Annotated in this window: 25 protein-coding genes and 1 pseudogene; 11 read left to right on the top strand and 15 right to left on the bottom strand. The window is 59.0% G+C overall.

Annotated elements, in window-relative coordinates; translation table 11 throughout:
• Nucleotide 1 precedes the first annotated feature (1 nt).
• The 3 genes from ASD75_RS05590 to ASD75_RS05580 all read right to left on the bottom strand — a co-directional run bounded on the left by ASD75_RS05590 (nt 2) and on the right by ASD75_RS05580 (nt 2733).
• On the bottom strand, nt 2-1171 hold the full coding sequence (locus ASD75_RS05590; RefSeq protein WP_056642848.1) for a cyclic GMP-AMP synthase DncV-like nucleotidyltransferase: 1170 nt from the start codon (nt 1169-1171) through the stop codon (nt 2-4).
• A gap of 12 nt (nt 1172-1183) precedes the next feature.
• Nucleotides 1184-2188, bottom strand: a complete 1005-nt coding sequence (locus ASD75_RS05585; protein ID WP_056642845.1) for a CBASS cGAMP-activated phospholipase — start codon at nt 2186-2188, stop codon at nt 1184-1186.
• A 215-nt stretch (nt 2189-2403) separates the two neighbouring features.
• Complete coding sequence (locus tag ASD75_RS05580) at nt 2404-2733, bottom strand: helix-turn-helix transcriptional regulator (RefSeq protein WP_056642842.1); 330 nt, start codon at nt 2731-2733, stop codon at nt 2404-2406.
• Nucleotides 2734-3125: 392 nt separating this feature from the next.
• Here ASD75_RS05580 and ASD75_RS05575 point away from each other — a divergent pair, with 392 nt between their 5' ends.
• On the top strand, nt 3126-4160 hold the full coding sequence (locus ASD75_RS05575) for an IS630 family transposase (RefSeq protein ID WP_056642839.1): 1035 nt from the start codon (nt 3126-3128) through the stop codon (nt 4158-4160).
• A 212-nt stretch (nt 4161-4372) separates the two neighbouring features.
• On the opposite strand, the gene ASD75_RS24270 is transcribed toward ASD75_RS05575, so the two are convergent.
• The 6 genes from ASD75_RS24270 to ASD75_RS05550 form a co-directional block, all read right to left on the bottom strand.
• Nucleotides 4373-4666 (bottom strand): HNH endonuclease, encoded by a 294-nt coding sequence (locus tag ASD75_RS24270; RefSeq protein WP_366931137.1) that lies wholly within the window; start codon nt 4664-4666, stop codon nt 4373-4375.
• 263 nt (nt 4667-4929) lie between these two features.
• Entirely contained in the window at nt 4930-5175 is a 246-nt protein-coding gene (locus ASD75_RS05570) for a hypothetical protein (protein WP_199227788.1), read from the bottom strand.
• A 22-nt stretch (nt 5176-5197) separates the two neighbouring features.
• On the bottom strand, nt 5198-5815 hold the full coding sequence (locus tag ASD75_RS05565; protein ID WP_020228492.1) for a hypothetical protein: 618 nt from the start codon (nt 5813-5815) through the stop codon (nt 5198-5200).
• Nucleotides 5816-5897: 82 nt separating this feature from the next.
• Entirely contained in the window at nt 5898-6398 is a 501-nt protein-coding gene (gene lspA / locus ASD75_RS05560; RefSeq protein WP_020228493.1) for a signal peptidase II, read from the bottom strand.
• Between the two features lie 113 nt (nt 6399-6511).
• On the bottom strand, nt 6512-6826 hold the full coding sequence (locus tag ASD75_RS05555; RefSeq protein ID WP_020228494.1) for a DUF3703 domain-containing protein: 315 nt from the start codon (nt 6824-6826) through the stop codon (nt 6512-6514).
• Entirely contained in the window at nt 6823-7869 is a 1047-nt protein-coding gene (locus tag ASD75_RS05550) for a cation transporter (RefSeq protein WP_056642836.1), read from the bottom strand. Before ASD75_RS05550 ends, ASD75_RS05555 begins: the two co-directional genes overlap by 4 nt.
• 76 nt (nt 7870-7945) lie before the next feature.
• Here ASD75_RS05550 and cadR point away from each other — a divergent pair, with 76 nt between their 5' ends.
• Nucleotides 7946-8383, top strand: a complete 438-nt coding sequence (gene cadR, locus ASD75_RS05545; RefSeq protein WP_020228496.1) for a Cd(II)/Pb(II)-responsive transcriptional regulator — start codon at nt 7946-7948, stop codon at nt 8381-8383.
• Nucleotides 8355-9062 (top strand): SOS response-associated peptidase, encoded by a 708-nt coding sequence (locus ASD75_RS05540; protein WP_082564899.1) that lies wholly within the window; start codon nt 8355-8357, stop codon nt 9060-9062. The genes cadR and ASD75_RS05540 overlap by 29 nt, the downstream gene beginning before the upstream one ends.
• Here the strand turns inward: ASD75_RS05540 and ASD75_RS05535 are convergent.
• From ASD75_RS05535 to ASD75_RS05525, 3 genes are all read right to left on the bottom strand, one after another.
• The gene (locus ASD75_RS05535) at nt 9059-9487 is read right to left on the bottom strand and encodes a hypothetical protein (RefSeq protein WP_020228498.1); all 429 of its coding nucleotides are present in this window, start codon (nt 9485-9487) and stop codon (nt 9059-9061) included. The genes ASD75_RS05540 and ASD75_RS05535 overlap by 4 nt on opposite strands.
• Nucleotides 9484-10140, bottom strand: coding sequence for a tyrosine-type recombinase/integrase (locus ASD75_RS05530; protein ID WP_108499779.1), 657 nt, complete (start codon nt 10138-10140; stop codon nt 9484-9486). Before ASD75_RS05530 ends, ASD75_RS05535 begins: the two co-directional genes overlap by 4 nt.
• 233 nt (nt 10141-10373) lie before the next feature.
• On the bottom strand, nt 10374-10616 hold the full coding sequence (locus ASD75_RS05525) for a hypothetical protein (protein ID WP_056642833.1): 243 nt from the start codon (nt 10614-10616) through the stop codon (nt 10374-10376).
• 119 nt (nt 10617-10735) lie between these two features.
• Here ASD75_RS05525 and ASD75_RS05520 point away from each other — a divergent pair.
• A pseudogene (locus tag ASD75_RS05520) lies at nt 10736-11410 on the top strand (DDE-type integrase/transposase/recombinase); the annotation flags it as partial.
• Between the two features lie 371 nt (nt 11411-11781).
• On the opposite strand, the gene ASD75_RS05515 reads toward ASD75_RS05520, so the two are convergent.
• The 3 genes from ASD75_RS05515 to ASD75_RS05505 form a co-directional block, all read right to left on the bottom strand.
• Entirely contained in the window at nt 11782-12834 is a 1053-nt protein-coding gene (locus ASD75_RS05515) for an MBL fold metallo-hydrolase (RefSeq protein WP_056642830.1), read from the bottom strand.
• Between the two features lie 69 nt (nt 12835-12903).
• Nucleotides 12904-14127, bottom strand: coding sequence for a phenylacetate--CoA ligase family protein (locus ASD75_RS05510; RefSeq protein ID WP_056642827.1), 1224 nt, complete (start codon nt 14125-14127; stop codon nt 12904-12906).
• Between the two features lie 12 nt (nt 14128-14139).
• Nucleotides 14140-14952, bottom strand: a complete 813-nt coding sequence (locus ASD75_RS05505; protein ID WP_231940633.1) for an enoyl-CoA hydratase/isomerase family protein — start codon at nt 14950-14952, stop codon at nt 14140-14142.
• 95 nt (nt 14953-15047) lie between these two features.
• On the opposite strand from ASD75_RS05505, the gene ASD75_RS05500 reads away from it, so the two are divergent.
• From ASD75_RS05500 to ASD75_RS05470, 7 genes are all read left to right on the top strand, one after another.
• Nucleotides 15048-16109 (top strand): CaiB/BaiF CoA-transferase family protein, encoded by a 1062-nt coding sequence (locus ASD75_RS05500; protein ID WP_231940634.1) that lies wholly within the window; start codon nt 15048-15050, stop codon nt 16107-16109.
• A gap of 129 nt (nt 16110-16238) precedes the next feature.
• Nucleotides 16239-17477: a thiolase family protein gene (locus ASD75_RS05495; RefSeq protein ID WP_056642825.1), complete on the top strand. Its 1239-nt coding sequence runs from the start codon at nt 16239-16241 to the stop codon at nt 17475-17477.
• Between the two features lie 33 nt (nt 17478-17510).
• Nucleotides 17511-18272 (top strand): SDR family NAD(P)-dependent oxidoreductase, encoded by a 762-nt coding sequence (locus ASD75_RS05490; protein ID WP_056642823.1) that lies wholly within the window; start codon nt 17511-17513, stop codon nt 18270-18272.
• 112 nt (nt 18273-18384) lie between these two features.
• Nucleotides 18385-19182: an ABC transporter ATP-binding protein gene (locus tag ASD75_RS05485; protein ID WP_056642819.1), complete on the top strand. Its 798-nt coding sequence runs from the start codon at nt 18385-18387 to the stop codon at nt 19180-19182.
• Nucleotides 19179-21146 (top strand): long-chain fatty acid--CoA ligase, encoded by a 1968-nt coding sequence (locus ASD75_RS05480; RefSeq protein ID WP_056743885.1) that lies wholly within the window; start codon nt 19179-19181, stop codon nt 21144-21146. Before ASD75_RS05485 ends, ASD75_RS05480 begins: the two co-directional genes overlap by 4 nt.
• Nucleotides 21143-22027, top strand: a complete 885-nt coding sequence (locus tag ASD75_RS05475) for a branched-chain amino acid ABC transporter permease (RefSeq protein ID WP_056743883.1) — start codon at nt 21143-21145, stop codon at nt 22025-22027. The genes ASD75_RS05480 and ASD75_RS05475 overlap by 4 nt, the downstream gene beginning before the upstream one ends.
• Entirely contained in the window at nt 22024-23082 is a 1059-nt protein-coding gene (locus tag ASD75_RS05470; RefSeq protein ID WP_231940635.1) for a branched-chain amino acid ABC transporter permease, read from the top strand. The genes ASD75_RS05475 and ASD75_RS05470 overlap by 4 nt, the downstream gene beginning before the upstream one ends.
• Nucleotides 23083-23136 lie beyond the last annotated feature (54 nt).

The following is a 23136-nucleotide window of genomic DNA, read 5'->3' as shown; positions in this document are numbered from 1 at the left end:
CTCAGCCTGCGCTTGTCGAATTCACTACTGGGCGAGATACCCGATCTGCGCCGACCAGCCGGACGACGTCGTCGCCGCTGTCCGGCTCAACCAGGTCCGTCCGGTAGGGCACGCGGCTGCCCAACTGTGCTCGGAGGATATCGATCGCGTCACCGGCCAAGTGCGATGCTTTCATTCTGGCTGCCTGGATCTGGGAAGCCAGTGTTGCAGCAAGGGTCGATGCGTGTTGGCGGCCATTGGCATCCAGGCGCTTGTTGAAATCTTCCTTGCCTTCTGCGATAGCGGGCTCGTGCACGTTGCCCTTCAGCGCGATCGACAACGCCCGTGCGGATCTCTCAAGCGCCACGTCGTCGCGCCCACGCTTGGGTTCGAAGGCTTGCGCCACGGCGATCATGATGCACACTGAAGTGGGGCCGTCGCCGGCCTTCCAGTGCAGGTCACGCCAGGCCTTCAGGTAACGGCACACGCGCTGCAGTTGCTCGGTGTGCTCCTCGACACGGTCAAGGAACCACCGAGATACCTCTTCGGGGTCCGACGGTTTCCATTCGCCCGAGCGCGTCGCCATCATGATGTCGACCATGTCCTCCCACTGCTGCAGGGTGAAATCCTCTTCTGCAAATTCTGCGGCGAGCGCTTCACGTGCGTCCGATTTCGCGGCCGCATCGAACACGCGTTTCTCGACGATTTGCGCAAACTGTGCTTCCGGCGCCGCGTACAACGGGATATCGATATGCGCCCAGGCATTTATCTGCACCCGAATGCATGTGTCCTTGCCGCTGTACAGCTTCCAGCCCTTTTCTTTGCAAAGATCCTTCAAGAGGCCTTCGACCAGTTTGAAGTAGAGCTGGGCCATGGCGTGCGGAGGCCCACTTTCCTCCCACACAGACACTGGCAGGTAGACACCGAAGTCCCAGTCCATTTCCTGGGGCGGATGCCAGGCTGGCTGCACGCAGGTTTGGTACGACCACGAGCCTTGTGTCCGGAAACGCGGGGTGACGGCCTTGTCCATGCCCAGCGCCTTGATCGTCGCTTCTCGGATTCGTGGCCTCAAGTGATCGCGGATCTCGTTCTTGGCTTCAACCAGCACCCGGCGCTGGTCCTTGGTAGGTTCGATACTGTTGATGAACACTTCTTCGGCAGTAGCGAAGAGCAGGCGGTTGAGTTTGAGCATGTTTCTTGGGCCTCAGGTGCGTGCGTTCTCGCCGTGGAAGAAGATCGGTTTGGAGGGCGAATGCTCCAAAAAGGTTTGGAATTCCGGCTTGCTGATGCAAACTTTGGAGCGTTGGGTAGCTGCGCTCAGCAGAACTTCGCGGGCGTTTTTGTCTGCAATGTCCAATGCAACAGCACGGGCACGTTCGTCGTGAAGTTCGTCGTCTACATGGCAGTAGTGTTTTCCCAGGCGGTGCGTCAGCATGAAATCGCTCAAGACCTCCTGCGCCGAAATGGAGAGGCCGAAGAGACGCCGGGACATCTTGATCGGCCACCCGCCGCCCCAGTCTCGGACCCCACCTTGCCGGTCTTGTCTGGGGTCCACAGTGAAGCGCGACGACATCGTGCCGACCGCCATCAGGCGGACGTTGTCGATGTCCTGGCCGAAGAACTTGTGGGCCTCATGCAAACCAAGGAGCCCGGGGGCATTGGCGTATAAGCCGCCATCGACATACTGGCTGTTGTTGAAGCAGTGTCTTGGGAAGTACGCCGGGGCTGCGCTGGTGGCCATCGCGACGTCTACGATGGTGAAATGGCGATCCCGCTTGAAATCGACATGATGCGGCGTCTTGAAAACTACCGGTTCACCGGTAGAGTAATTCAGACTCGGGATGATGACAGGGTGTTTGCATGCACCCAAGAGCCGGTCGCCAAATAGCTTGGAGTCAGACAGTAGCTTCTTCAGCGGCTCCGGTGAATAAGGCGACCGCCAGAATCCGAAGAGTGACCAGCGCTTGTCGAAAATCTCCTCCCCGTGGTCGACAAACAGGTCTACGATATCTTGCGCCGGAATCTCAAGGGCAAGTGCCAACGCCAGGATCCCACCGATTGAAGTACCTGTGATCAGATCGAAACGCGATGCAAGCGGCGCTTCGATCTCTTTCTCGACATCCGCTATGACTTTTGCGGTGTACAGCCCTCGGAAGCCTCCACCAGAGAGGGCGAGAATCTGAAAGGGCTTGCGCACATTGTGGGGCATTGGGGATAACTGGTTGTTTCTAGCACTCCGCGATGGCGAGTGCTATGAAACACTATATATGGGTATCAACCAGTGTCAATACACTACCAGTAGCGCAGTATAAACATACAGCCTGCTTTTAAATACAGCTTAATTGCGCCTTGGCTGATCGCTTTCTGCCGCGCTGCGCCACTGGCGTCTACCCTCCCCAAGGTACACATCCAGCGCGCGGTATTTCATCGGCCCTCCTTCACTTCCGAATTCTGGTCACCCACGATTCCAATGGATGGCGCTCCCAGCTGCCGTTCCAGCGGACTCAGCAAGGTGCGCTCCCCCCCTTTGGATTCGAACGATGCAGCAGCCGTCTTGGGCATCAGAACCAGCTCAAGGCCCAGCTCGGACGCCAGCGCCATGGCATTGCTGATGCGCGGGGAGACTTTGCCATCGAGGATCTGCCGCACGGCCAGTGGCGTGAGCCCCGTGTTGGTTGCCAGCGCCGCCAGGGTCACCCCCTGCTCTTGCTTGGCGGCTGACAGTGCAGCAGCGAACTGACCAACGGTTTTCATAAGTAAACTAAAGAAAAAACAACGAATCTTTAGATAAGTATAGCCATCTATCGCTCGCGATGAATACTAGACTATAGAATGAGCCCTAAAAATTCAGTTAACTATAGATTCTGTAAAGCGATGCATTACGACGCCGTCCTCATCCCCATGGACAAGCCCCGTATCCAGCTCCTGGAGCCTTGTATTGCAACGCCCGAGCCTTGAATGGAATCCAGCCCAGGCTGTACTTGCTGGACTGAGGTTGCCCCTGAAAACTGGAGTTTTTACCTCAGCCCGATGCAGTACGAGCAGCGCTGGTACGAGGCACAGCGTAAAAAGGCCGCGTGAACCGTGGGTTATTGACCAGGCCTTTGTGCATTTGAAATTATCTGTACCGCCCTCAACTCAGATTCATGCAAGCAACCGACATGAGATCGCTGAGCCGCGAAGCGCGGCACGAGCGCCGCGTGCAGGTCATCCGACTGCGTAAAGCCGGTAATACCTACGACGAGATTGCAGCGCTCACGGGTCTGAGCCGCACGGGCGTCTTCAACATCTGCAGGCGCCATGCGGCACACGGCGCCAAGGCTCTGCACGACACCATTGGCGGACGCAAGTTCGGAGAAAACCGCTTGCTCGATGCCGACCAGGAGGCCCTGGTGCGAAAGCTCATTGCCGACAAGACGCCAGATCAGCTCAAGATGCCCTATGCGCTGTGGACCCGCGCGGCAGTGGCCCAACTCATTGAGCAGCGCTTTGGCATCCGGCTGCAAGTGCGCACCATGGGCAAGTACCTGGCCCGCTGGGGCTTCACACCACAAAAGCCTATGAAGAAGGCTTACGAGCAGTCGCCAGCGGCGGTCAAGAAATGGCTCGATGAGGACTACCCGGTCATCGCCGCACGCGCCAAGGCTGAAGGAGCCGAGATTCACTGGGGCGACGAGAGCGGGCTGCGCAGCGACGACGTGCGCGGCAGGAGCTTCGCGCCCAAGGGCCAGACACCGGTGGTGCGGGTCAACAACAAGCGCCATGGCCTGTCGGTGATCTCCACCGTGACCAACAAGGGCCAGATGCGCTGGAGCAGCTTTGACGGGGCGCTCAACACCACGATTCTGATCGACTTCCTGCGCCGACTGATCAAGGGCCAGAGCAGGAAGCTGTTCCTGATCCTGGACAACCTGCGGGTGCACCACGCCAAGCCGGTCAAGGCCAGGCTGGCAGAGCACGCTGACGCCATCGAGGTGTTCTACCTACCGAGCTACAGCCCGGAGTTGAACCCCGATGAGATGGCCAATGCAGACATCAAACAGGCGGTGACCAAGCTGGCCCCGGCGCGCACGAAGATGCAGTTGGTGAAGGCCACGGCCAAACACTTGCGCAGCGTGCAACGTCAGCCCGAGCGCATTCGAAAGTACTTCGACCACGCCCCGGTTCGCTACGCTGCTTGAGTCAAGTTCACAGGGGGCGGATCAATAAGAGCTACACGAAACAGGGGCAAGGTCAGTTCTGTCATGTGCGCCAGCCAGATCTCGCGAACAAGCGTCCAGGGAAGTAGTTGGATTCACCTGGTGACTGGTGCAGCCAGCTAGCAGTTGCTGATGGCCTTGATTTGGATCGCCGCAATCAGCCTGAAACTGAATAAGCAATTCTGGGTTAATTTTCACCGGCTATGGTTTGCGTGTAAATCAACAACTAGCCTGCCTGCTGGGTGCCAGCACCCCTTTTTCATCAAGCTTTGCACGCGCTGCCGATATCTCAATGAATCTGGCGCTTTCTCCTCACGTCCCCTGTGCCGACGGGAATTGCACCACCAGCAGGCGGCGACGATGTTGGGCGCTACATCGCGGCCTTGCTGTTGGCGCGCAGTGAGATGCTCTGCAGTGCACCGAAGGAACTTACGCCACCGTGTGGGCGCGCTTGATTGCGAAAGTTCAGGAAGCGTGGGCTCAATCATTTTTAGCCCGCAGTAAAAGCAGCAGCCCTGTTGGGCGATCGCGGACTGGATACGGAGTTTGGCCAGCTTGTTCATTTGGCAGCAGGGGTAGTGTTGAAGCTACTCCCGTTGCCGATATCCGGACAGGTCGGGCGCCGGGGCATCGCACCACTCGGCTATGCGCCAGGTAACCCGGACGCGGCCGGGTTCGCGTTAGCCCGGACAACCAATAATTTATATCGCTGCGTCCAGTCGGCGCAAGTACCGGCTGTTGCACGCATGCGTCATGCTGACTCAACAGGTAACTCGACTTGCTGCGCCGGATCCTTCGCCCTGTGCACAAACAGCTCCACCGGTGGCACCTTGATCAGCGACTCTGCCCGTTCGATGGTGCCGTGCAGCCAAGTGTCCCAGTCCCCCTTTTCCAGCGGAACCACCGTACGTTTGTCCTGCATGTCCGGCGCGCGCTTGGGGTCAGGCCTGTGCATCAGGTTGAGCACCGGCACTTCATCGCAGTTCTGCGAGATCATGGTTTCTCAACAGCAGTAACTGTTACCGGCACTTATCACCAGCGCGCTGCGACCACCAATTCGCAAACGCAAGAAGGTCGGCGTGATGCGAATCCGTGTGTACCAACAGGTCGCCCGCGTTGGGCGACCCGGTAATCCCACGCAAAATCAATGCGCGATGGATCGCGGCATCGACGCCCACGAAGTACGGCAAGTAGTCGTCGACGAAGGCGATCGGCTTTAGGGAGTTGAGCGTGTCGGCCTTAGGGCTCGCGGCCGTTGCCACGTTGTCGGTGGCGTGGACCAGGTGAATCGGGAATCCGTGCAGTCTCAGGTTGTGCTCGCGAGCTGCCCTGAATTCCGCAGGCAAGGCCGTGACGCATACCAGTTCGTAGCCCGCCGCGGCGAGCTTGTGGCACGCCTCAATCGCTCCTGGAACCGGCGGGATCGATGACCAGAACTCGTTGTCGAAGGCCCGCCGAAGCAGATCAAGCCTATCCCCTTCAACTCGCTCCACTTCCCATCTGTCGATGGGCCAGTAGGCGAGCGGATCGCGCTCGCCAGGGTACGTGCCGAACGCCTTCTGCCAAGCGCTGGCATAGGCCAAGCCGTAGTCCAGGAGGACTCCGTCAGCGTCAAGCGCGATGATTCCTTTGGTCATCAGGAAGTTTCGCACAGCAGAGCACGCCTGCACGCGCGGGTTGGGGGGCTCCCTTGTTGTCGGGACTGCTAAGCGGCAACAGTTACGTGTGCCTTCGAGAGGATGTGTTTGCCTCGCGGTGCCCCAGAACTGACGATGCAATGAGACCAACGGCGCCACCAACGATGGCCATGTCGGCGATGTTGAATGCCGGCCAGTGCCAGCCGTGCAGGTGGAAGTCCAGATAGTCAATCACGGACCCGCGCACAGCCCGGTCGAAGGCATTGCCCAGGGCGCCGCCCAGGATGAGGCTATAAGCCAAGCCCTCGAGGCTGCGCACCGGCTTGGCGAGCAGCCAAGCGAGCCAGGCCGACGCGCCCAGGGCGATGGCCAGGAAGAACCAGCGTTGCCATCCGCCGGTGCCGGCCAGGAAGCTGAAGGCCGCGCCGGGGTTCAGTACGTGGACCAGGCTGAAGAACGGTGCGACCTCGCGCGACCAGCCGAGCAGGGTGGTCAGATGAATCCAGGTCTTGGCAGTCTGGTCTGCGGCAAAGACTACAAGCGCAAGGCAATACCAGCGAGCTGGTCGGTTGACATACTTCATCGTTCTTGTTGGTTAGACCAGATCGCAGGGCCGTGGTTGGATTCAGCGCGTTGCCGCACCGTGCTCGGCCGTGAGTGCTATTGACGCGGACAGAATTTCAGCGAGTTCCGGTCTCACAGCATTGGCGCGAAGGCACTGACCGTGGCCCGGCCAGGGTTGCCAAGCGGCAGCCTGCCCGAGAGGTGGCCAAGCGGCACCAGCAGGATCCTAAACAGCTGGCCCGCGGCTTCCCGCACGTCACGCTCACGCGCGGCCAGGGCCAGCATGTACCAATGACTCCGCAGATGAAGCCAGAAGCGCTCTTGGCCAAGCACGTGCGCGGCCTCCAGGACCTTCCACCGGTCAGGTCCTCGGGATCTCGCCCGCTCCACGAGGTGAGCAAATGCTGCCCCGCGCTGCCGATCGTCTATGGCTGTCAGGTTCGTCATTTGAGACTCAGGATGCGCCGGGCACCGTTCAAGACGATCAGACCCACCACGGTGCCGATGACCAGATCAGGGTAGTTGGATCCGGTCATGGCCACCAGGAAGCCAGCCAGGATCACGCCCGCATTGGCGATCACGTCGTTGGCCGAGAAGATGTAGCTTGCCTTCATGTGCGCACCGGCATCCCGCTTCTTGGATATCAAGACCAGGCAGATGACGTTGGCGATCAGGGCCACCAGGCCCATCCCCATCATCAGGCCCGAGACAGGTTCGCTCCCGGCGATGAAGCGTCGAACGACCTCGCTGAGTGCCATGAGCGCAAGCGCCAGTTGCAACCAGCCCGCCGTGTGAGCCGCACGCGTCTTAAGGGCAGCTGCTCGGCCGACGGCAAACAGGGACAGCCCATACACCGCAGCGTCGGCGAACATGTCGAGCGAGTCGGCGATGAGCCCGGTCGATTGAGCGATGAAGCCCATCACGATCTCGATCACGAACATGGCCGCATTGATCGAGAGCAGTATCCATAGCAGCCTGGCCTCGGCCGCATTGTCAGGCGGGTCGATTTCATCGTCGTCACCCATGACCGCGTCCGATTCCAGCAGCTTGGCGCCCAGACCCAACGGCTCCAGGCGTTGCAGGACCTGCGCCACCGGAGCGCCATGCACTGCGGTCAGCTTGCGGTTGGCCAAGTCGAAGGACAGGGATTTCACCCCGGGAACGTCTTGCAGGGCCAACTTGATCATGTTCTCTTCCGATGGGCAATCCATCTTCGGGACATGGAAGGTGCTCTTGAAGCTGCCGGCGGCGCTATCGTCTACCGCGGCCGAATGCACCAGCTTCGCGCCCAAGCCCAGCGGTTCGAGACGCTGCAACACCTCGGCGACCGGCGCGCGATGCACGGCCACCAGCTTTCGGCCCGGCAGGTCGAAGGTGAGCGACTGCACGCCTTCGACGCTTTGCAAGGCCATCTTGATCATGTTCTCCTCGGACGGGCAATCCATCTTCGGAACGGCAAAGGTACTTTCGAATTTTGTGGTGGCGCTCATGGGTATTCCTCGGACTGCATAATTGGAAACCCTCTAGCAACTACAAAGTCAAGCCCGCTGCAAGGGCGGCTCATCCATGAAGATCGGCGACCTGGCCAAGGCCACCAATACGCTTCCCGAAACGGTCCGCTTCTACGAGCGCGAGGGACTGCTGCCGTCCCCCGCCCGGACCGAGGGGAACTACCGCAGCTACACGGCTGAGCACGCCCAGCGGCTCGCCTTCATTCGGCACTGCCGCAGCCTGGACATGACGCTGGCTGAGATCCGCACGCTGCTGCACTTCAAAGACGCTCCTTCCGAGAATTGCGGCGTCGTGGATGAGCTGATTGCAAGTCACATCGAGCAGGTCGTGGTCCGCATCCGGGAGCTGAAGGCGTTGGAAGCCGAATTGCGCTCACTGCACCGCAGCTGCTCGGTTGGCCGTGCCGCGGTCAACTGCGGCATCCTGGGTGGACTTGAGCGCGCGGCCAAGCAGAATTCAAAGAATGTGCGCTCGTTACCACTCGGTTCTTGACGCAGCGCGGCTGCGCGAATTCTTTCGAGCCATCCGCGACAGCGGCTTGGATGTTCTCGATCGAGATGTCTTTCCAGGACGCTTTGCGCCCATCGTGAGGCGCCCGCCCGAGCTCGAATCGGGCGACGAGGCGGTTCCTGAGCGCGAGGCCGTTGTCGCGCGGTTCGGCCTGATCCCTTTCTGGGCCACCGATATGCGCAAGGTGAAGCTGACGTACAACGCCCGCTCCGAAACAGTTGCCACCGCGAGGCCGTTCCAGGCCGCTTGGAAGAAGGCCCAGCACTGCATTGTCCCGGCTGAGGCCATCTACGAGCCAGACTGGCGCTCGAACGTGCACGTGCCCACACGTATCAGCGCGGCCGACGGCAGCCCCTTGGCGATCGCCGGGCTATGGAACACTTGGCATTCGCCTGCAGGAGAGCGCGTTCATACCTTCACGCTCATGACGGTCAACGCCGACTCCCATCCCGTCATGTGCAACTATCACCGCCCAGGCGAAGAGAAGCGTATGGTCGTCCTGCTGGACGAATCCCAGTACGACGCCTGGCTGGACGCGCCCGCCGAAGGCTCGATGGACTTCATGCAGGCTTGTCCGCCTGAGCGCCTGGCAGCCACCGGCGAGCCGGTCGAGCGAGCGCCGGCTAAGGCCGTTCCTCAAACAGCTTCCCTATTCGACTAGCGTGTCGGTGCCCCGGGCACGAAGCTCACGACCTTCGCGTGGCCGGTCGCATGCAGAATCCTGACCTCCTGCCGCAGCGCTTCGTTCACCGAGGCCATGGCCTGAAGCTGCTTGCGCAGGTCCAAGTTCTCGGCGCGCAAATCACGGGCAGTCTCCTGTTCGCGTTTGAGCGCCGCCTTGAGGCTGTCCTCGCTTGCGCCGGGCTCTCGGCCGCTCAGGCGGCGAACCTCCTTCGCGACATCCGGGTAGCGGTTGTGAATCAACGCTGGAGTGACGCCGACCTCGACCGCTAGGGCTGTGATCGTCGGAACGGCCTCGGCACGCTGCAGGCGTGCCAGAGCCTCCCACAGATCGGCGGTCGTTGTGTCTCGATTGCGCCCGCGAACCTCTTCGGGCGCCTGGCGTCGGTCCCATCTGGCTTTCATAGCGGTTCGATCCCCGGCCCCAGCTGCTTCAAGACGTCTTCGACCCGGTGGAGGTCTCGTTGCACGCGCTGGACCGCTGCCGGTCCCAACTCGCGGGCCTCCACTTGGAGCTCCAGTTGGTGGGCGTGTATTGCCTGCCACGCGATCCGCTGGGAACTGTCGATCACAGAGTCATTGCAGGCGCCGCACCGCCACGGCTCATACAGACCGGCCCCGCCACAGCCATCATCCTGGGCCAAGCAGTACGAATGGCCGGTGCTGCGGATATTGATCCAATCGGCCGTCTCCTCGATGAGAGTTTCGCGGCTAGGGAAGTCGTGGGCCCGCATGCTCACGATTCGCTGGCCGGCGCGCCCCGCCAGGGGCGTATCCGCGTGGAGCCAGCCTTCGATCAGCTCGACTTTTCGGGCACTGATCTCCGTGAACAGGTCTTCAAACAGCGCGTCATCTTGCATAGGGTTCGCCGCATACAGCTGCGTCATCTCGATGCTCGAGTGTTTGAACTGCTCCTTGAGGAAGAGGACATTTCCCAGGCGATGCCGCACGAAGGTCCAGGCGTACGCCCGGCGCAGTTGGTGAGGCGAGAGGCGCCAATCAACGCCGGCGTAGGCGGCAAAGCCTTTCATCCGGCCGGCCCAATGCAGGCCGGACACGGTCCGGATCTGCGGTGTCGGGCCTGAATTGCTCAGGAACGTTTGCCCAGTCGATGCGCTTGCTGCTGGGGGTCAGGTTCGACTGCTCGAAGTAGGGCCACAGCTCCCACACGTCGTCGCGGTAACGGCTCAGGACTTGGGTGGCGCCGGCCGGGCCCGGCGCAGAGCTGACGACCAGGTCAGCTGGCGCGCCGTCAGGGGCGGTTGCCGGGGCCATCGATGGTTGTGCGTGGCTAGGCAAGTGCGCCTCCCGAGATGCGGTACCGACTCCAGAATTTCAGAGGCTTGCTGCGGGCGGCCTCTCTGGACTGGGTCACCAGTTCCTCATCGAATTTGTCCATGGTGAACAGGTCAATTTGAGTGCGTATGAGCGTGAAGTATTCAGCCCATTCGCGGGACCTCGTGTTCCTGCTCTCGGCTTCCAGGAACCAGTAGAAGCTGAAGAGGCGGTGCAGGTCTTCACTGGTGCCGACCACGGTGTAGCTGCGACAGCTGAAGCAGCTCAAGAAATACGAGCAGCGCTGGTACGAGGCACAGCGTAAAAAGGCCGCGTGAATCGTGGGTTAAGAACTACACGAAACAGGGGCAAGGTCACTCGGGCCTGGACCGGTGCCTGCGCCGCCATGGGGCGGGCAACCTCAACGCCCTCAAGCCCCAGGAGCCACAGCCTGTGCACAAGGCGTTCAAGAGCTACGAGCCTGGCTATGTGCACATGGACGTGAAGTACCTGCCCCAGATGCAGGACGAATCGCAACGGCGCTACCTGTTTGTGGCCATCGACCGGGCCACGCGATGGGTGTTCGTACAACTCAAGGCCAACAAGACAGCCGCCAGTGCACGGGCCTTTCTGAGGGCATTGCACAAGGCCTGTCCGATCAGGATCACCAAGCTGCTGACCGACAACGGCAAGGAGTTCACGGACCGCCTGTTTGCCAGCAGGGAGCGCGAGCCCAGCGGCAACCATGAGTTCGACCAGTTGTGCCAAGAACTGAGTATCGAACACCGGTTGACCAAGCCCAGAACACCGAGAACCAATGGCATGGTCGAACGATTCAATGGCCGCATTGCCGATGTGCTCAAGACCCACCGGTTCAACAGCCGCGAGGACATGGAGCAGACCTTGCTGCGCTATGTGGTTTTGTACAACCACCAGCTGCCGCAGTCAGCACTCAAGAGCAAGACGCCGATGCAAGCCATGAAGGATTGGTATCAGGAGCACCCGCACCTGTTCCACAAGCGACCCTATGATCGTCCGGGATGCGACACATAGCAGTTTATGTTGGTTGCATCACAGCCCATTCATCCGATTCAAGATGGGTTGGCCGGACGCATACAGTTGATGGAGATGCGGTCTCCGAACTGAATGGTAAATCGGGTCAGGGCAGCTTTCCAATCCCGGATGGGCATGGTGAACCGCCCCGGGGCGGTTCACACCCACCGGGCTACTCATAACGGCGCACTGTGCATAACGACTCAAAACGGTCGCTCAAACGAATAAAAATTCAGGGGACTTCTCGGTCAGATTTCCGCAGATTGCCGCCGAAACACCGTTGCACCTGCCAATGGGCTTCGGTTCGAGGCTCGACGGCGTCTAGATCAACCGGGTCGATTCACCATAGAGCGTAGGGCGGCACTTCAATGTCAATATCTTGTTGAGTGCCACGCGACCCCGTTTTCGTCCATCGTGACTTCTATGGTGGCCTGTGCGATGAGAAAGTTTATGCAAGCAACTGCCTCACCTGTTGCCAGGCTCAGTTGCTGCGCATCCTGTTCTCCGATGGAGCGATGAAAGAGTGCAGCGAACGTATCGATGATCCGTTGAGGCCCGGTAGTCAATGTCTGACGTAACCGATTCAGTGCACTATTTTGGCCTGACCTGAGCGAGTCAAGGCGTTCATGCAGTCCATAAAAGGGCTCGTTGTGAGAGGGGAGTACCAACACATCGTTGGGAACATCCCTCATTAGTTTGTCGAGCCCTTCGTACCACTCCTTCAGCGGATTGGCCTGTGGCTCGCTGGCGAACACCGAAACATTCGACGAAATCTTCGGTAGCACCTGGTCGCCGGAGATCAGCAGTTTCAAGTCGGGGCAGTACAGAGAGGCATGTTCTGGTGAGTGGCCGCCGGTGGTGATGATCCGCCAGCCATATTTACCCAACTGGACGTGGTCGCCGTCCTGCAACCGTCGGTAGCTGTCAGGCAGAGCGTGGATATGTTTACCAAAGCTGCCGAAGCGACTGCGGTAGCTTTCAATGGCTGCCTCCGACCAGCCGGCGCATCTATTGAAGAGCACGCCGTCGGGCGGGGCTTCGCGGTTCGTGTCGGCATGCATCACGCGGCAGGTCAGGTACTCCAGCCGGCTCATGTGCAGCGGCACACCAAAGCGACGCGTGAACCAACCAGCCAAGCCGATGTGGTCTGGGTGCATGTGTGTGGCGAAAACGCCTTGGAGTGGCCGTGCCAGCGGCCCGTGCGCCATGAGGGCCAGCCAGTCGGCCACGGTGTCGGGGTTATTCAGGCCGGTATCTACCAGCACCCAGCCATCATGGGTATCTATGGCCCATACATTGATGTGGTCGAGTCGGAATGGCATCGACAGTCGGATCCAGCGTACGCCCGGGGCGATCTCGACCCAGTGTCGTGACGATGGTGGCTTGAATGGATAAATAAGTGGATTGGCTGCGAGTTCAATCATTGCTATCGTTTCATGAGGTAAGCGACGGTATAGCCACTAGGTGCATCAGACCAATGGCTTTTTAGAATTTCACTGCTTGTTGTCAACCAGCAAGGGTGCGTCAATGGGCATATCTTCTTGGATTACCCACTCGACTGAGTCGAGCCTCAGGCGGGTCAATTGCCTGAACACTTCGATCAAATCGCTTTGCGTGGCGTAGTGAGAAGCCCCTGGCGTTAGCACCGCGCGCAAGGTTGCAGTTTCCCGATGCTGCTTTTTTTCAACGATGATCTGGGCACGTTCTATAGCCGGGATCCGGATGATCAGCTCTTCCACGTTGCGTGGATAGATGAAAATTTCGCGTACTTTGACACCTTGGCCCACTCGGCCTTGCAACAAACTGATTCGTTCGACGAGACCATCCGGGGAATGGGCCAGCGCTTGCGCCACATCGCCTGTGCCAAAGCGGACCAGAGGCCAACCGCTGTCCAGCGTGGTGACCACTATCTGGCCGGGTTCGCCCGGCGGAAGGGGTGCGCCGGTGTGCGGGTCGCAGATCTGGACGAGCCGGTCAGGCTGGACCGTGTAGCCCAGTTGTCCTAGTTCCTCGTAAGCAATCAGCCCGAAGTCGCCGGTGGCATAAGCCGAGAACGTGCGGATTGCGTATTTCTGCTCCAATGCGCGGCGCTTGCCCATCCAGTCACCCAGTTCGCCGCCCAGCATTGCGGAGCGGACCTTCCATTGAGAAGGCAGGTCGTAGCCCATGCGCTCAAGCGTTTCGACCAAGGTCACGAAGAAGGAGGTGGAGGAGCAAATGCAGGTGATGCCCAGTTCCATGATGAGCTGCGCTTGTTGCTCGGCGCCGCCGGGCCCGCAGGGAATGAGCGTCGCCCCGGTGGCAGCAATGCCCGCATCTAGCAATAGGCCGGCTGGAACAAGATGGTAGGACCAGGTGTTGAGTACACGGTCACCGGGGCCGATTCCCGCCTGCCTGAACACATGCGAGAAGCCCTTGCCAGTGTCTTCGTCGAAAGAATGGGGTTCATAGACGGGGCCTGGGGAGACATAAATGCGGCGGATAGATGTGTCGTCGGCAGCGAGAAACCCACCGAATGGCGGTGACTGGCGCTGCTTATCAAGCAGTGAATCCTTACTTGTGACGGCGAGCCGTGCAAGGTCGGCAGGGCCTTGGAGATCCTGCGGCGTCATCATTGCAAGCTGATAGACCGCGCGGATGGCCGGGGCGCGGTCGTAGGCGAATTGCTGCGAAGCACGCAGTAGTCTGAATCGATCGGTGGTGGGTAACGTATGCATGGCGTTGCCGTCCTAGTGGCCCGTGAAGCGCGGGGTGCGTTTTTCGTTGAATGCGGCCAGGCCTTCGTGGAGATCGGCGCTGTGGGAATGCACTTCAGAGGCCAGAAGCTCCAATCGCAGGGCGGTGTCTAGAGGCTGTTGCAAACCATCGTCGACCAGCGTTTTCATGCGGCGCAGGCCAAGGGGGCTCTTCGTGGCAATTTTGTCGGCCACGGCTTGTGCAACGCTTTCGAGCTGGTCGTCGTCCACCACTTGGTTGACGAGGCCCGCTTCCACAAGATCTGCCGCGTCCACGAAGTCACCCGTGAAGAGAAGGTACTTGGCGCGTGTGGGGCCAATGACCCGCGGCAGGCGCACCGACCCCCCCCCTCCGGGGATCAGGCCGTAGTTGGCATGTGCGTCGCCAATTTTGGCGCTCCTTGCCGCCAGCACTAGATCACAGCACAGCACCAGTTCGAGCCCGCCCGCCAGAGTTATGCCGTTCAGGGCGGCGATCACGGGTTTTGGAAAGCGGTCAATCCGGTTCATGGTGGACAGTACGCTGTCCAGAAAGCCACTGGTGCCACTTTCGCCCGCTTGCGTCTTGACGTACTTGAGGTCGGCGCCCGCGCAGAAGGCCCGTCCAGTGCCCGTCAATACGACGGATATCACGTCTCCGCGGCTCTGTGCTTCGTTGAGTGCGTGGTCTATTCCCCGAAGCACCGCCGGGGTCAGCGAGTTCATTGCATCAGGTCGGTTCAGGCGAATCCACATGGTGCCTTTTCGTACGTCTGTAATCACAACCGGTGTCGACATCAGGGGTTCCTTGCTGGCTTGCGTGTTCATGGATCGATTCTGCTTTTGCCTCTGTTTTGAGGGACATGGGGTTTTCCATTACCCATAGGTTAAAAATTCTACCCTAAAGTAAAACAATTAAACAAATGGAGTTCTTCATGCGAAGTAAGAGCAGCCCGCTCATGTTCCCGCTATCGGGTATCAAGATCGTCGAGTTCGAGGGGATCGGCCCAGGGCCCTTAGCTGGGTTCATGTTGATGCAGATGGGCGCTGACGTTACTGTGGTCGGGCGGCCAGGTGCGAGCGCATTGCCTGATGAGCTCACTCCGAAGGACGGGGCGCTCTTGTCGCGCGGCAAACGACGCGTCACATTGAATCTCAAGAACGACGAGGACAAGGCGCGGGCGCTGGACATGGTCGCGCAAAGCGACGGGTTGATTGAGGGCAACCGCCCGGGTGTGATGGAGCGCCTGGGTTTGGGTCCCGATGTATGTGGTGAATACAACCCGCGGCTTGTGTATGGGCGCATGACGGGCTGGGGGCAGGATGGGCCGCTGGCTCAGGCCGCCGGGCACGACATGAACTATGTCGCTCTCACTGGGCTCATGTCGATCACCGAGCAACCGGGACACCCTCCCATGCTTCCACCCACAGTGGTTGGGGATGCTGCCGGCGCCCTCGGGTTTGCATTTGGCATGGTGTCGGCGTTGCTAGGCGCGCGGGATAAGGGCCAGGGCTGCGTGGTTGACGGCGCCATCATTGATGTGTTGGCAATGCTGTCGCCGCTCGTGCAACTGATTCGTCAAGGTGGCGGATTGGAAGGCAGCGAACCCAGTGTCTTCCATGACTCACCCTTCTACGACCGCTATCTGTGCAGCGATGGGCGATACATCACGGTCGGTGCAATCGAGCCACAGTTCTATGCATTGCTGTTGACGCAATTGCAGCTGACGGATGTCGACCCCGCACGGCAAATGGACAAGACTTTGTGGCCGTCTCTCAAGGCGCGGATTGCGCAGCGCTTTGCTTCCCAACCTAGTACGTACTGGAATGCACTGATGGAAGGCACTGACAGTTGCTTTGCGCCGGTGCTCACCATGGCCGAAGCCGCCGCTCATCCCCACAACGTGGCTCGTGGTTTGTACAGCGTGACTGAGCAGGGCGATATTGAGACTGCGCGGGGCATGCGATTCCTGCCGCTTTGCTGAGCCGCGAATGTGATACCAAGGGTAATCCCTGGCAAGCAGTTGAGAATTTTACTGTACAGTAAAAACATCTTACGCAAAGTAATTTATTTGACTTTCATGGATCAAGAAGATCCGCCACGGAGAAATGCGATGGAAGATATCTATGTGGTTGGTGTGGGGATGACGCCATTCGGACGGCATCTGGACAAAGACATCAAGGCGCTCACACGCGAGGCCACGGCGGCTGCTTTGGCGGACGCGGGATTGGAAAAAGAAGACTTGGAAGCGGCCTTTTTTGGGAACACTTCCCAGGGGCATATGGATGGCCAGCACATGATTCGTGGGCAAATTGCGCTGCGGGCCATGGGGATTGGGCGCATTCCGGTGGTGAACGTCGAAAACGCTTGTGCAAGCGGCTCGTCGGCGTTCGTTCTAGCCTGCAATCACCTCAAGTCGGGTGCTGGCGATGTCGCTTTGGCTGTTGGTGCAGAGAAGATGTTCTCATCCGACAAGCTCAAGATGTTCTCGGTGTTTGACAGTGCCTGGGATCTCTCGCGTGCAGAAGAGATTCGTGGGGAGTTGATGAAGATGGGGCGCGACGTGGCGGTGCCCGAGGGGAGTACCTCACCCAGGCCGTACAGCGTTTTCATGGACGTGTATGCGGCGTTTGCACGATCGCACATGCGCACTTTCGGGACGACGCAGCGCCAGTTAGCCGCCGTTTCATCCAAGAACCACGCGCACTCCATGCACAACCCGCTGTCGCAGTACCGGATGGCTTACAGCATCGAAGAGGTGCTCGCCGCGCCGCCGATCACCTACCCATTGACTCTGCCCATGTGCTCCCCGGTGTCTGATGGCGCAGCAGCAGCCATCATTTGCACACGCTCGGCGCTTATGCGCTTGAACATCGATGAAAAGCGTGCCATCAAGGTGTTGGCGGCAGTAGTGCAAAGCGGTTCCGACCGGAGCGAAGACGACTACACCAACCACTGCACAGCACTGGCTTCGCGCAGGGCATATGAACTGGCAGGTGTTGGCCCAGCAGATATCTCGGTGGCCGAGGTGCACGATGCCACGGCCATGGGTGAAATCATTCAGACAGAAAACCTCGGTTTCTGTGAGTTCGGCATGGGCGGTGTGATTGCCGAGCGGGGTGATACCCGGATTGGTGGCCGCATTCCCGTTAATCCGTCCGGCGGCCTGGAGTCTAAGGGGCACCCTGTTGGGGCCACCGGTATTGCCCAAGTCCATGAGTTGGTAACTCAGCTTCGCGGGGAAGCCGGACTGCGGCAGGTGACTGACGCAAGGATTGCGCTGGCAGAAAACGGTGGCGGTCTTGAGGGCATTGAAGAAGCTGTTGCCTGTATCACCATCTTGGCGCGCTGAGCGCTGCACTCAATAAGAGACAAGAGAAACAGTATGGATGTCAAAAATACCATTGCCTTCGTCACAGGAGCTGCTTCAGGCCTGGGGCTCGCCACTTGCAAGGCATTGCTTGCGGCCGGAGCGAGCGTCATGGCGGTTGATCTGGACGAAGAGCGCCTTGCGAGCGAGGTGCTGCCGATGGGCGAGCGCGTGCGAATCCAGAAGGTTGATGTTTCGGACGAGGCCAGTGTGAAGGCTGGCGTAGACGCGGCAGTGGCGGAATTTGGTGCGCTGCATGTGGCGGTAAATTGCGCGGGAATTCTGGGTCCCTGCAAGACGCTTTCAAAGGGCGAGTTATTCCCGATGGATCTTTGGAACCGGGTGATCGCCATCAACCTGACCGGGACATTCAACGTGGTGCGCTATGCGTCGTTGGCCATGTCGCAGAACGAGCCCAATGTCGACGGTGAACGGGGGGTCATCGTGAACACGTCATCTGGTGCTGCGTGGCAGGGTCAAGTGGGCCAGGCCGCATATAGCGCCAGCAAAGCGGCGGTCATTGGAATGACGCTTCCGGTGGCGCGGGATCTTGCGCAACACGGAATCCGAGTGGTGGCCGTGGCGCCTGGTCTGTTTGAGACCGCCATGTCTGCAGGCATGCCAACGAAGGTGTCGCAAAACATTATTGACAACGTCATCCTCTTTCCTCATCGCATGGGGCAGGCACAAGAGTTCGGTGGACTGGTTCGGCACGTTGTGGAAAACGCCTATTTGAATGCCACCACGATCAGCCTGGATGCGGGTGTCCGTTGTTAGTCGTGGTCCATTGATCGCTGCGAGCATTCCCGCAAATGGATGCGTAGACCCTGCAAAGGTCTTATGAAGGAAATTCGATGGACAAAGCCAAGAATTCAGAGTGGAGGTACCAATGAATGCAGCCATTCAAAGCCAGCGGGAAGGCGTGGTGCTGACAGCCCAGAATCTGCTGCTGCAGTTCGGTGGAGTTGTGGCGCTGAATGATGTTTCGATTGATGTGCGCAAGGACGAGCTGCTGGCAATCATCGGGCCGAACGGAGCGGGAAAGTCTTCTCTGATGAACTGCCTGAGCGGGTTCTACCGCCCCAAGAAAGGCGAGATATCCCTGGCCGGGCACAACGTGCGCGACATGGCGGTTCACGACGTGGCGGCACAGGGCCTAGCGCGCACCTTTCAAGGTACGCACATTTTTTCGGGCATGACCGTTATCGAGAACCTGATGGTGGGGCGCCACATGCACATGCGGGCCAATCTCGTGCAGTCATTTTTCCATTTCGGCCCGGCAAAACGGGAAGAAGTTTTGCATCGGGAGGTGGTGGAAGAAATCATTGAATTTCTTGAAATTGAATCCATCCGGCATGCGCCGGTGGGCAGCCTCGGTTATGGGCTTCGCAAGCGCGTGGACTTGGGGCGCGCACTGGCCCAAGACCCGAAGATTCTGTTGATGGATGAGCCTATGGCCGGTATGAATACTGAAGAGAAAGAAGACTTGGCACGTTTCATTCTGGATGTGCGCGAGGCAAAGCGCATTCCTATTGTTTTGGTGGAGCACGACATGGGTGTGGTGATGGACCTGGCTGACCGCATCGCTGTGCTGGACTTTGGACGCAAGATCGCCGATGGAACGCCCAAGGAGATCCAGGCTAATCCCGCAGTGCTTAAAGCCTATCTTGGGGAGGGCGTCCAATGAAACTCGAAATCGCGACCCTTCCCCAGTTGCTGCGCAAGCATGCGCATGCTAACCCCAACCGTCTTTCCCAGCGCCATAAGCAGCGCGGCATTTGGCGGGAGTACAGCTTTGCGGATGTGCAGCGCAACGTTCGAGAGATTGCGCTGGGCATGCACCAAGCAGGCGTCAAAGCGGGTGAGACCATTGCCATCATTGGTGAGAATGAGCCGCAGCATTACTGGGCCGAGTATGCCGCGCATGCACTGGGATGCAAAGTTGTATCCATGTACCCGGACCTCACTTCGGAGGAGGTGGCCTATCTTTTGGACGACAGCGAAGCAGTCATCTTGTTCGCGCAGGACCAAGAGCAGGTTGACAAGGGCCTGGATGTCCGGAACAAGACGTTGAAGATGCGCCACATTGTGTATTGGGATGAAACGGGTATGTGGTCGTATAACGACCCCATCCTGCAAACCTTCGATGGCATGCAGCGGCAAGGGCGTGAAATCCATCAACGTAACGGAAAGATGTACGACGCGCTAGTGGATGCGGGAGCCCCCGATGACATAGCGGTTCTTTCTTACACTTCCGGCACGACGGGGCAGCCCAAGGGCGTGATCCTCACGCATCGCTTTTTGATCGACAACGCCCAGCGCTTGATCGATTCCATGGATGTGAAGCCGGGTATGGAATACCTGAGTTACATCGCGCCATCCTGGGCCACTGAACAAATATATGGCATCACCATGGGATTGGGATTGCCCATGGTAGTGAACTTCCCCGAGGGCCCGGAGCAGGTGTTGTCCAACATTCGGGAATTGGCGGTGGAAGGTATGACATTTGCTCCGCGCCAGTGGGAAAGCATGGCGTCCTCTGTGCAGGCGCACATGCTCGACGCAGGACCCATTCGACGAGGTGTCTACGAGTGGGGCATGAAGATCGGTCACACCGTTAATGTGGGGCGCTTGGATGGAAAACCCGTTGGCCTGCTGGACCGGTTGCTGTTTCCTATCGCCAATGCACTGGTTCTGCGCCCGTTGCGAGATCTGCTCGGCCTGACCCGGCTGCGCTGTGCCAGCTGCGGTGGTGCCACCATGGCACCGGATGTGTTTCGCATGTTCCATGCCATGGGTATACCTCTGCGCAACATCTATGGCTCCACCGAAACCGGGTTGCTGACATGCCACCAGGGTGACCGATTTGATCTGGAGACCGTAGGGCACTGGATGAAGGCGCATCCAGAGGCGGGCCCACCATTGGAATGGCGCTTGAGTGCGGACGGAGAGCTGCAGATTCGTGGCGGAAGCCCGTTTCTGGGCTACTACCGCAGAGAGGGTTCCGTAGAGTCGAAGGTGAAAGATGGCTGGTTCTACACGGGCGATGCCGTAACGAAAACTGAGCTAGGCGAGCTCGTGTTCCTGGAGCGGTTGTCGGACCTCAAGCGTTTGCGCAGCGGAGAAACCTTCCCGCCGCAGTTCGTCGAGACCCGCCTTCGGTTCAGTCCCTTCATCAAGGACATCATGACGGTGGGAGACGAGACGAGGGACTTCGTGGCCGCTCTCATCAATATCGACATGGCTGTTCTGTCGCGGTGGGCAGAAGACAAGCGGATCGGATTTTCAACCTTTACCGATTTGTCACAGCGGCCAGAGGTCGCAGAGTTGATCAGTCAGGAAATTACCCGTGTGAATCAGTTTTTGCCGGCGCATGCGCGGGTCAAGCGATTCGCCAATTTTCCAAAAGAGCTTGATCCGGACGAGGGCGAACTAACACGTTCGAGAAAGCTGCGGCGCGAATTCCTGGAGGTGCGATACGCCACGCTGATCAACGGTTTATATGACGGCTTGCACGCCGTGCGTATCGATATTCCTGTGACCTACCAGGACGGTCGGCGCGGCAATTTCGAGGCTCTGGTGTCCATCCATGACACGGACGCCGCAGGGTCAGACCACCTGGGCGCAGCCCGAAGCAGAGGACGGAAATGATCGATTTTATTAACTACCTGATAAACGGTGCGCTGTCAGGGCTTCTGTATGCGTTGATCGCCATGGGTTTCGTCGTGATCTATCGCGCGTCAAAGGTGTTCAACTTTGCACAAGGTGAGTTGGTGGTCTTTGGCGGCTACATGGTGTGGTGGACGATTATTCAGATGGGTCTACCGCTGTGGGTCGGATTGCCCGTGGCATTCGTTAGTGCTGCAATTTTTGGTTTCATGATTGAGCGGATATTTTTTGCCCGTCTGGTTGGGGAATCCGTCTTCTCGATGGTCATGGTGACGATCGGTCTCTTGATTCTGATCCGAGGCGTTGTGTTGGTGCTTTTTGGTCCACAGGTGCGTGCTTTTCCGATCATCTTTCCTCTGGATCCGATCATCGTTGGCGATCTCATCGTCTCCCGTTCGATGCTCTACGGTGGAATTATGACCATCTTCATCGGCGTTGGCCTCTCCTGGTTTTTCAACCGGACAAGGGCTGGCTTGACCATGACGGCCGTGGCGGAAGACCACCAGGTGGCCATGTCCATGGGCATCTCGGTGCAGCGTTCCATTGCCTTTGCGTGGGTGCTGGGATCCGTGCTTTCCACACTGGGGGCGATAGTGCATTTGAGTGGCCGCTCCATCAACATGATGAGCTCCGACATCGGCCTGGCTGCCTTGCCGGTGGCCTTGCTGGCTGGGTTGGAGTCCCTCGCAGGTTTGCTGATCGCCGGTGTTTTGGTGGGTGTGATTCAGGGTTTGGCTTCGGCCTATCTCGATCCCCTGGTGGGGGGAGCGCTGGGCTCCGTCTTTCCTTTCATCATCATGCTGGTGGTGTTGTTAATTCGTCCCACCGGCATGTTCGGGTGGAAAACCATTGAGAGGGTATGAGCATGGATCCCGCAGGTGTATTCGCGACTTCTTTCGCCAAAGACCAAGCACTAATTCGCACGCGCAGCCAGGCGGTGGCATTGGGCCTGTTTGTTATAGCGTTGTTTGCGCTGCCCCTGATCAGCGAGGTCCGCTGGGTGGCGATCATGACCTCTATGCTGATTACTGCAGTGGTGGTCATGGGGCTGCAGATCAATACTGGTCTAGCGGGTCAGATCAATTTGGGTCAAGCTGCGTTCATGGGGGTTGGTGCGTATGCAACAGCGCTCCTAGCGACGAAAGGCCACCTGCCTTTCTGGCTGGCTTTGCCCATCGGCGGGCTGTGCGCGGCGCTTTTTGGGCTGGTGTTTGGATTAACCGCAATGCGCATAAAGGGTTTTTACCTTGCCTTGACCACGATTGCTGCGCAGATTTTGTTCCACTTCTTTGTGCTCAACCTGCCTGCCAAGTGGCTGGGGGGATCTAACGGCATCACTCTGGAACCAGCACAGCTCCTTGGTTTCGTTTTCAACACCGATACCCGCATTTACTACCTGTGTCTGGTAGTGGCCTTCATCATGATTGCGGGCGCCTACGGCGTCGCACGCAGCCGCCATGGTCGAATTTTTGCGGCAGTGCGCGATGACGACGTGGCCTCAGGAATGATGGGCATCAATGTCGTGCGCACCAAGGTACTTGCCTTCTTGCTGGGTGCGTTTTACGCGGGCATCGGTGGAGGGCTCTGGGCTTACTACGTCAGGTTCGTGGCGATTGACCAGTTCACCCTGATCCACTCGATATGGTTCATCGCGATGATCATTGTGGGTGGCATGGGGTCGGTGACGGGCGCGCTGATCGGCGTGTTTGTTATCCGTACTGCCCAGGAGACGATCACCATCGTGGGCCCTTCACTGGTCGAGAACTTTTCCTTCCTGAGCGGAGATGTTGTTTTCGCAGTGATGAATATTTTCCTGGGTGGAGTCATCGCGGCCTTTCTGATCTTTGAGCCACGCGGTCTGATGCACCGGTGGAACATCGTCAAGCGGTCTTATCGCATGTGGCCTTACCCATATTGACCGCAATCCTGTTTTCTGCAGCCACCTTAGGCGCTGGGAAGGGCTGCTCCAATG

The organism is Acidovorax sp. Root568, assembly GCF_001427445.1.
GTDB lineage: Bacteria > Pseudomonadota > Gammaproteobacteria > Burkholderiales > Burkholderiaceae_C > Acidovorax > Acidovorax delafieldii.
This window is presented reverse-complemented; position numbering and strand designations above follow the sequence as displayed.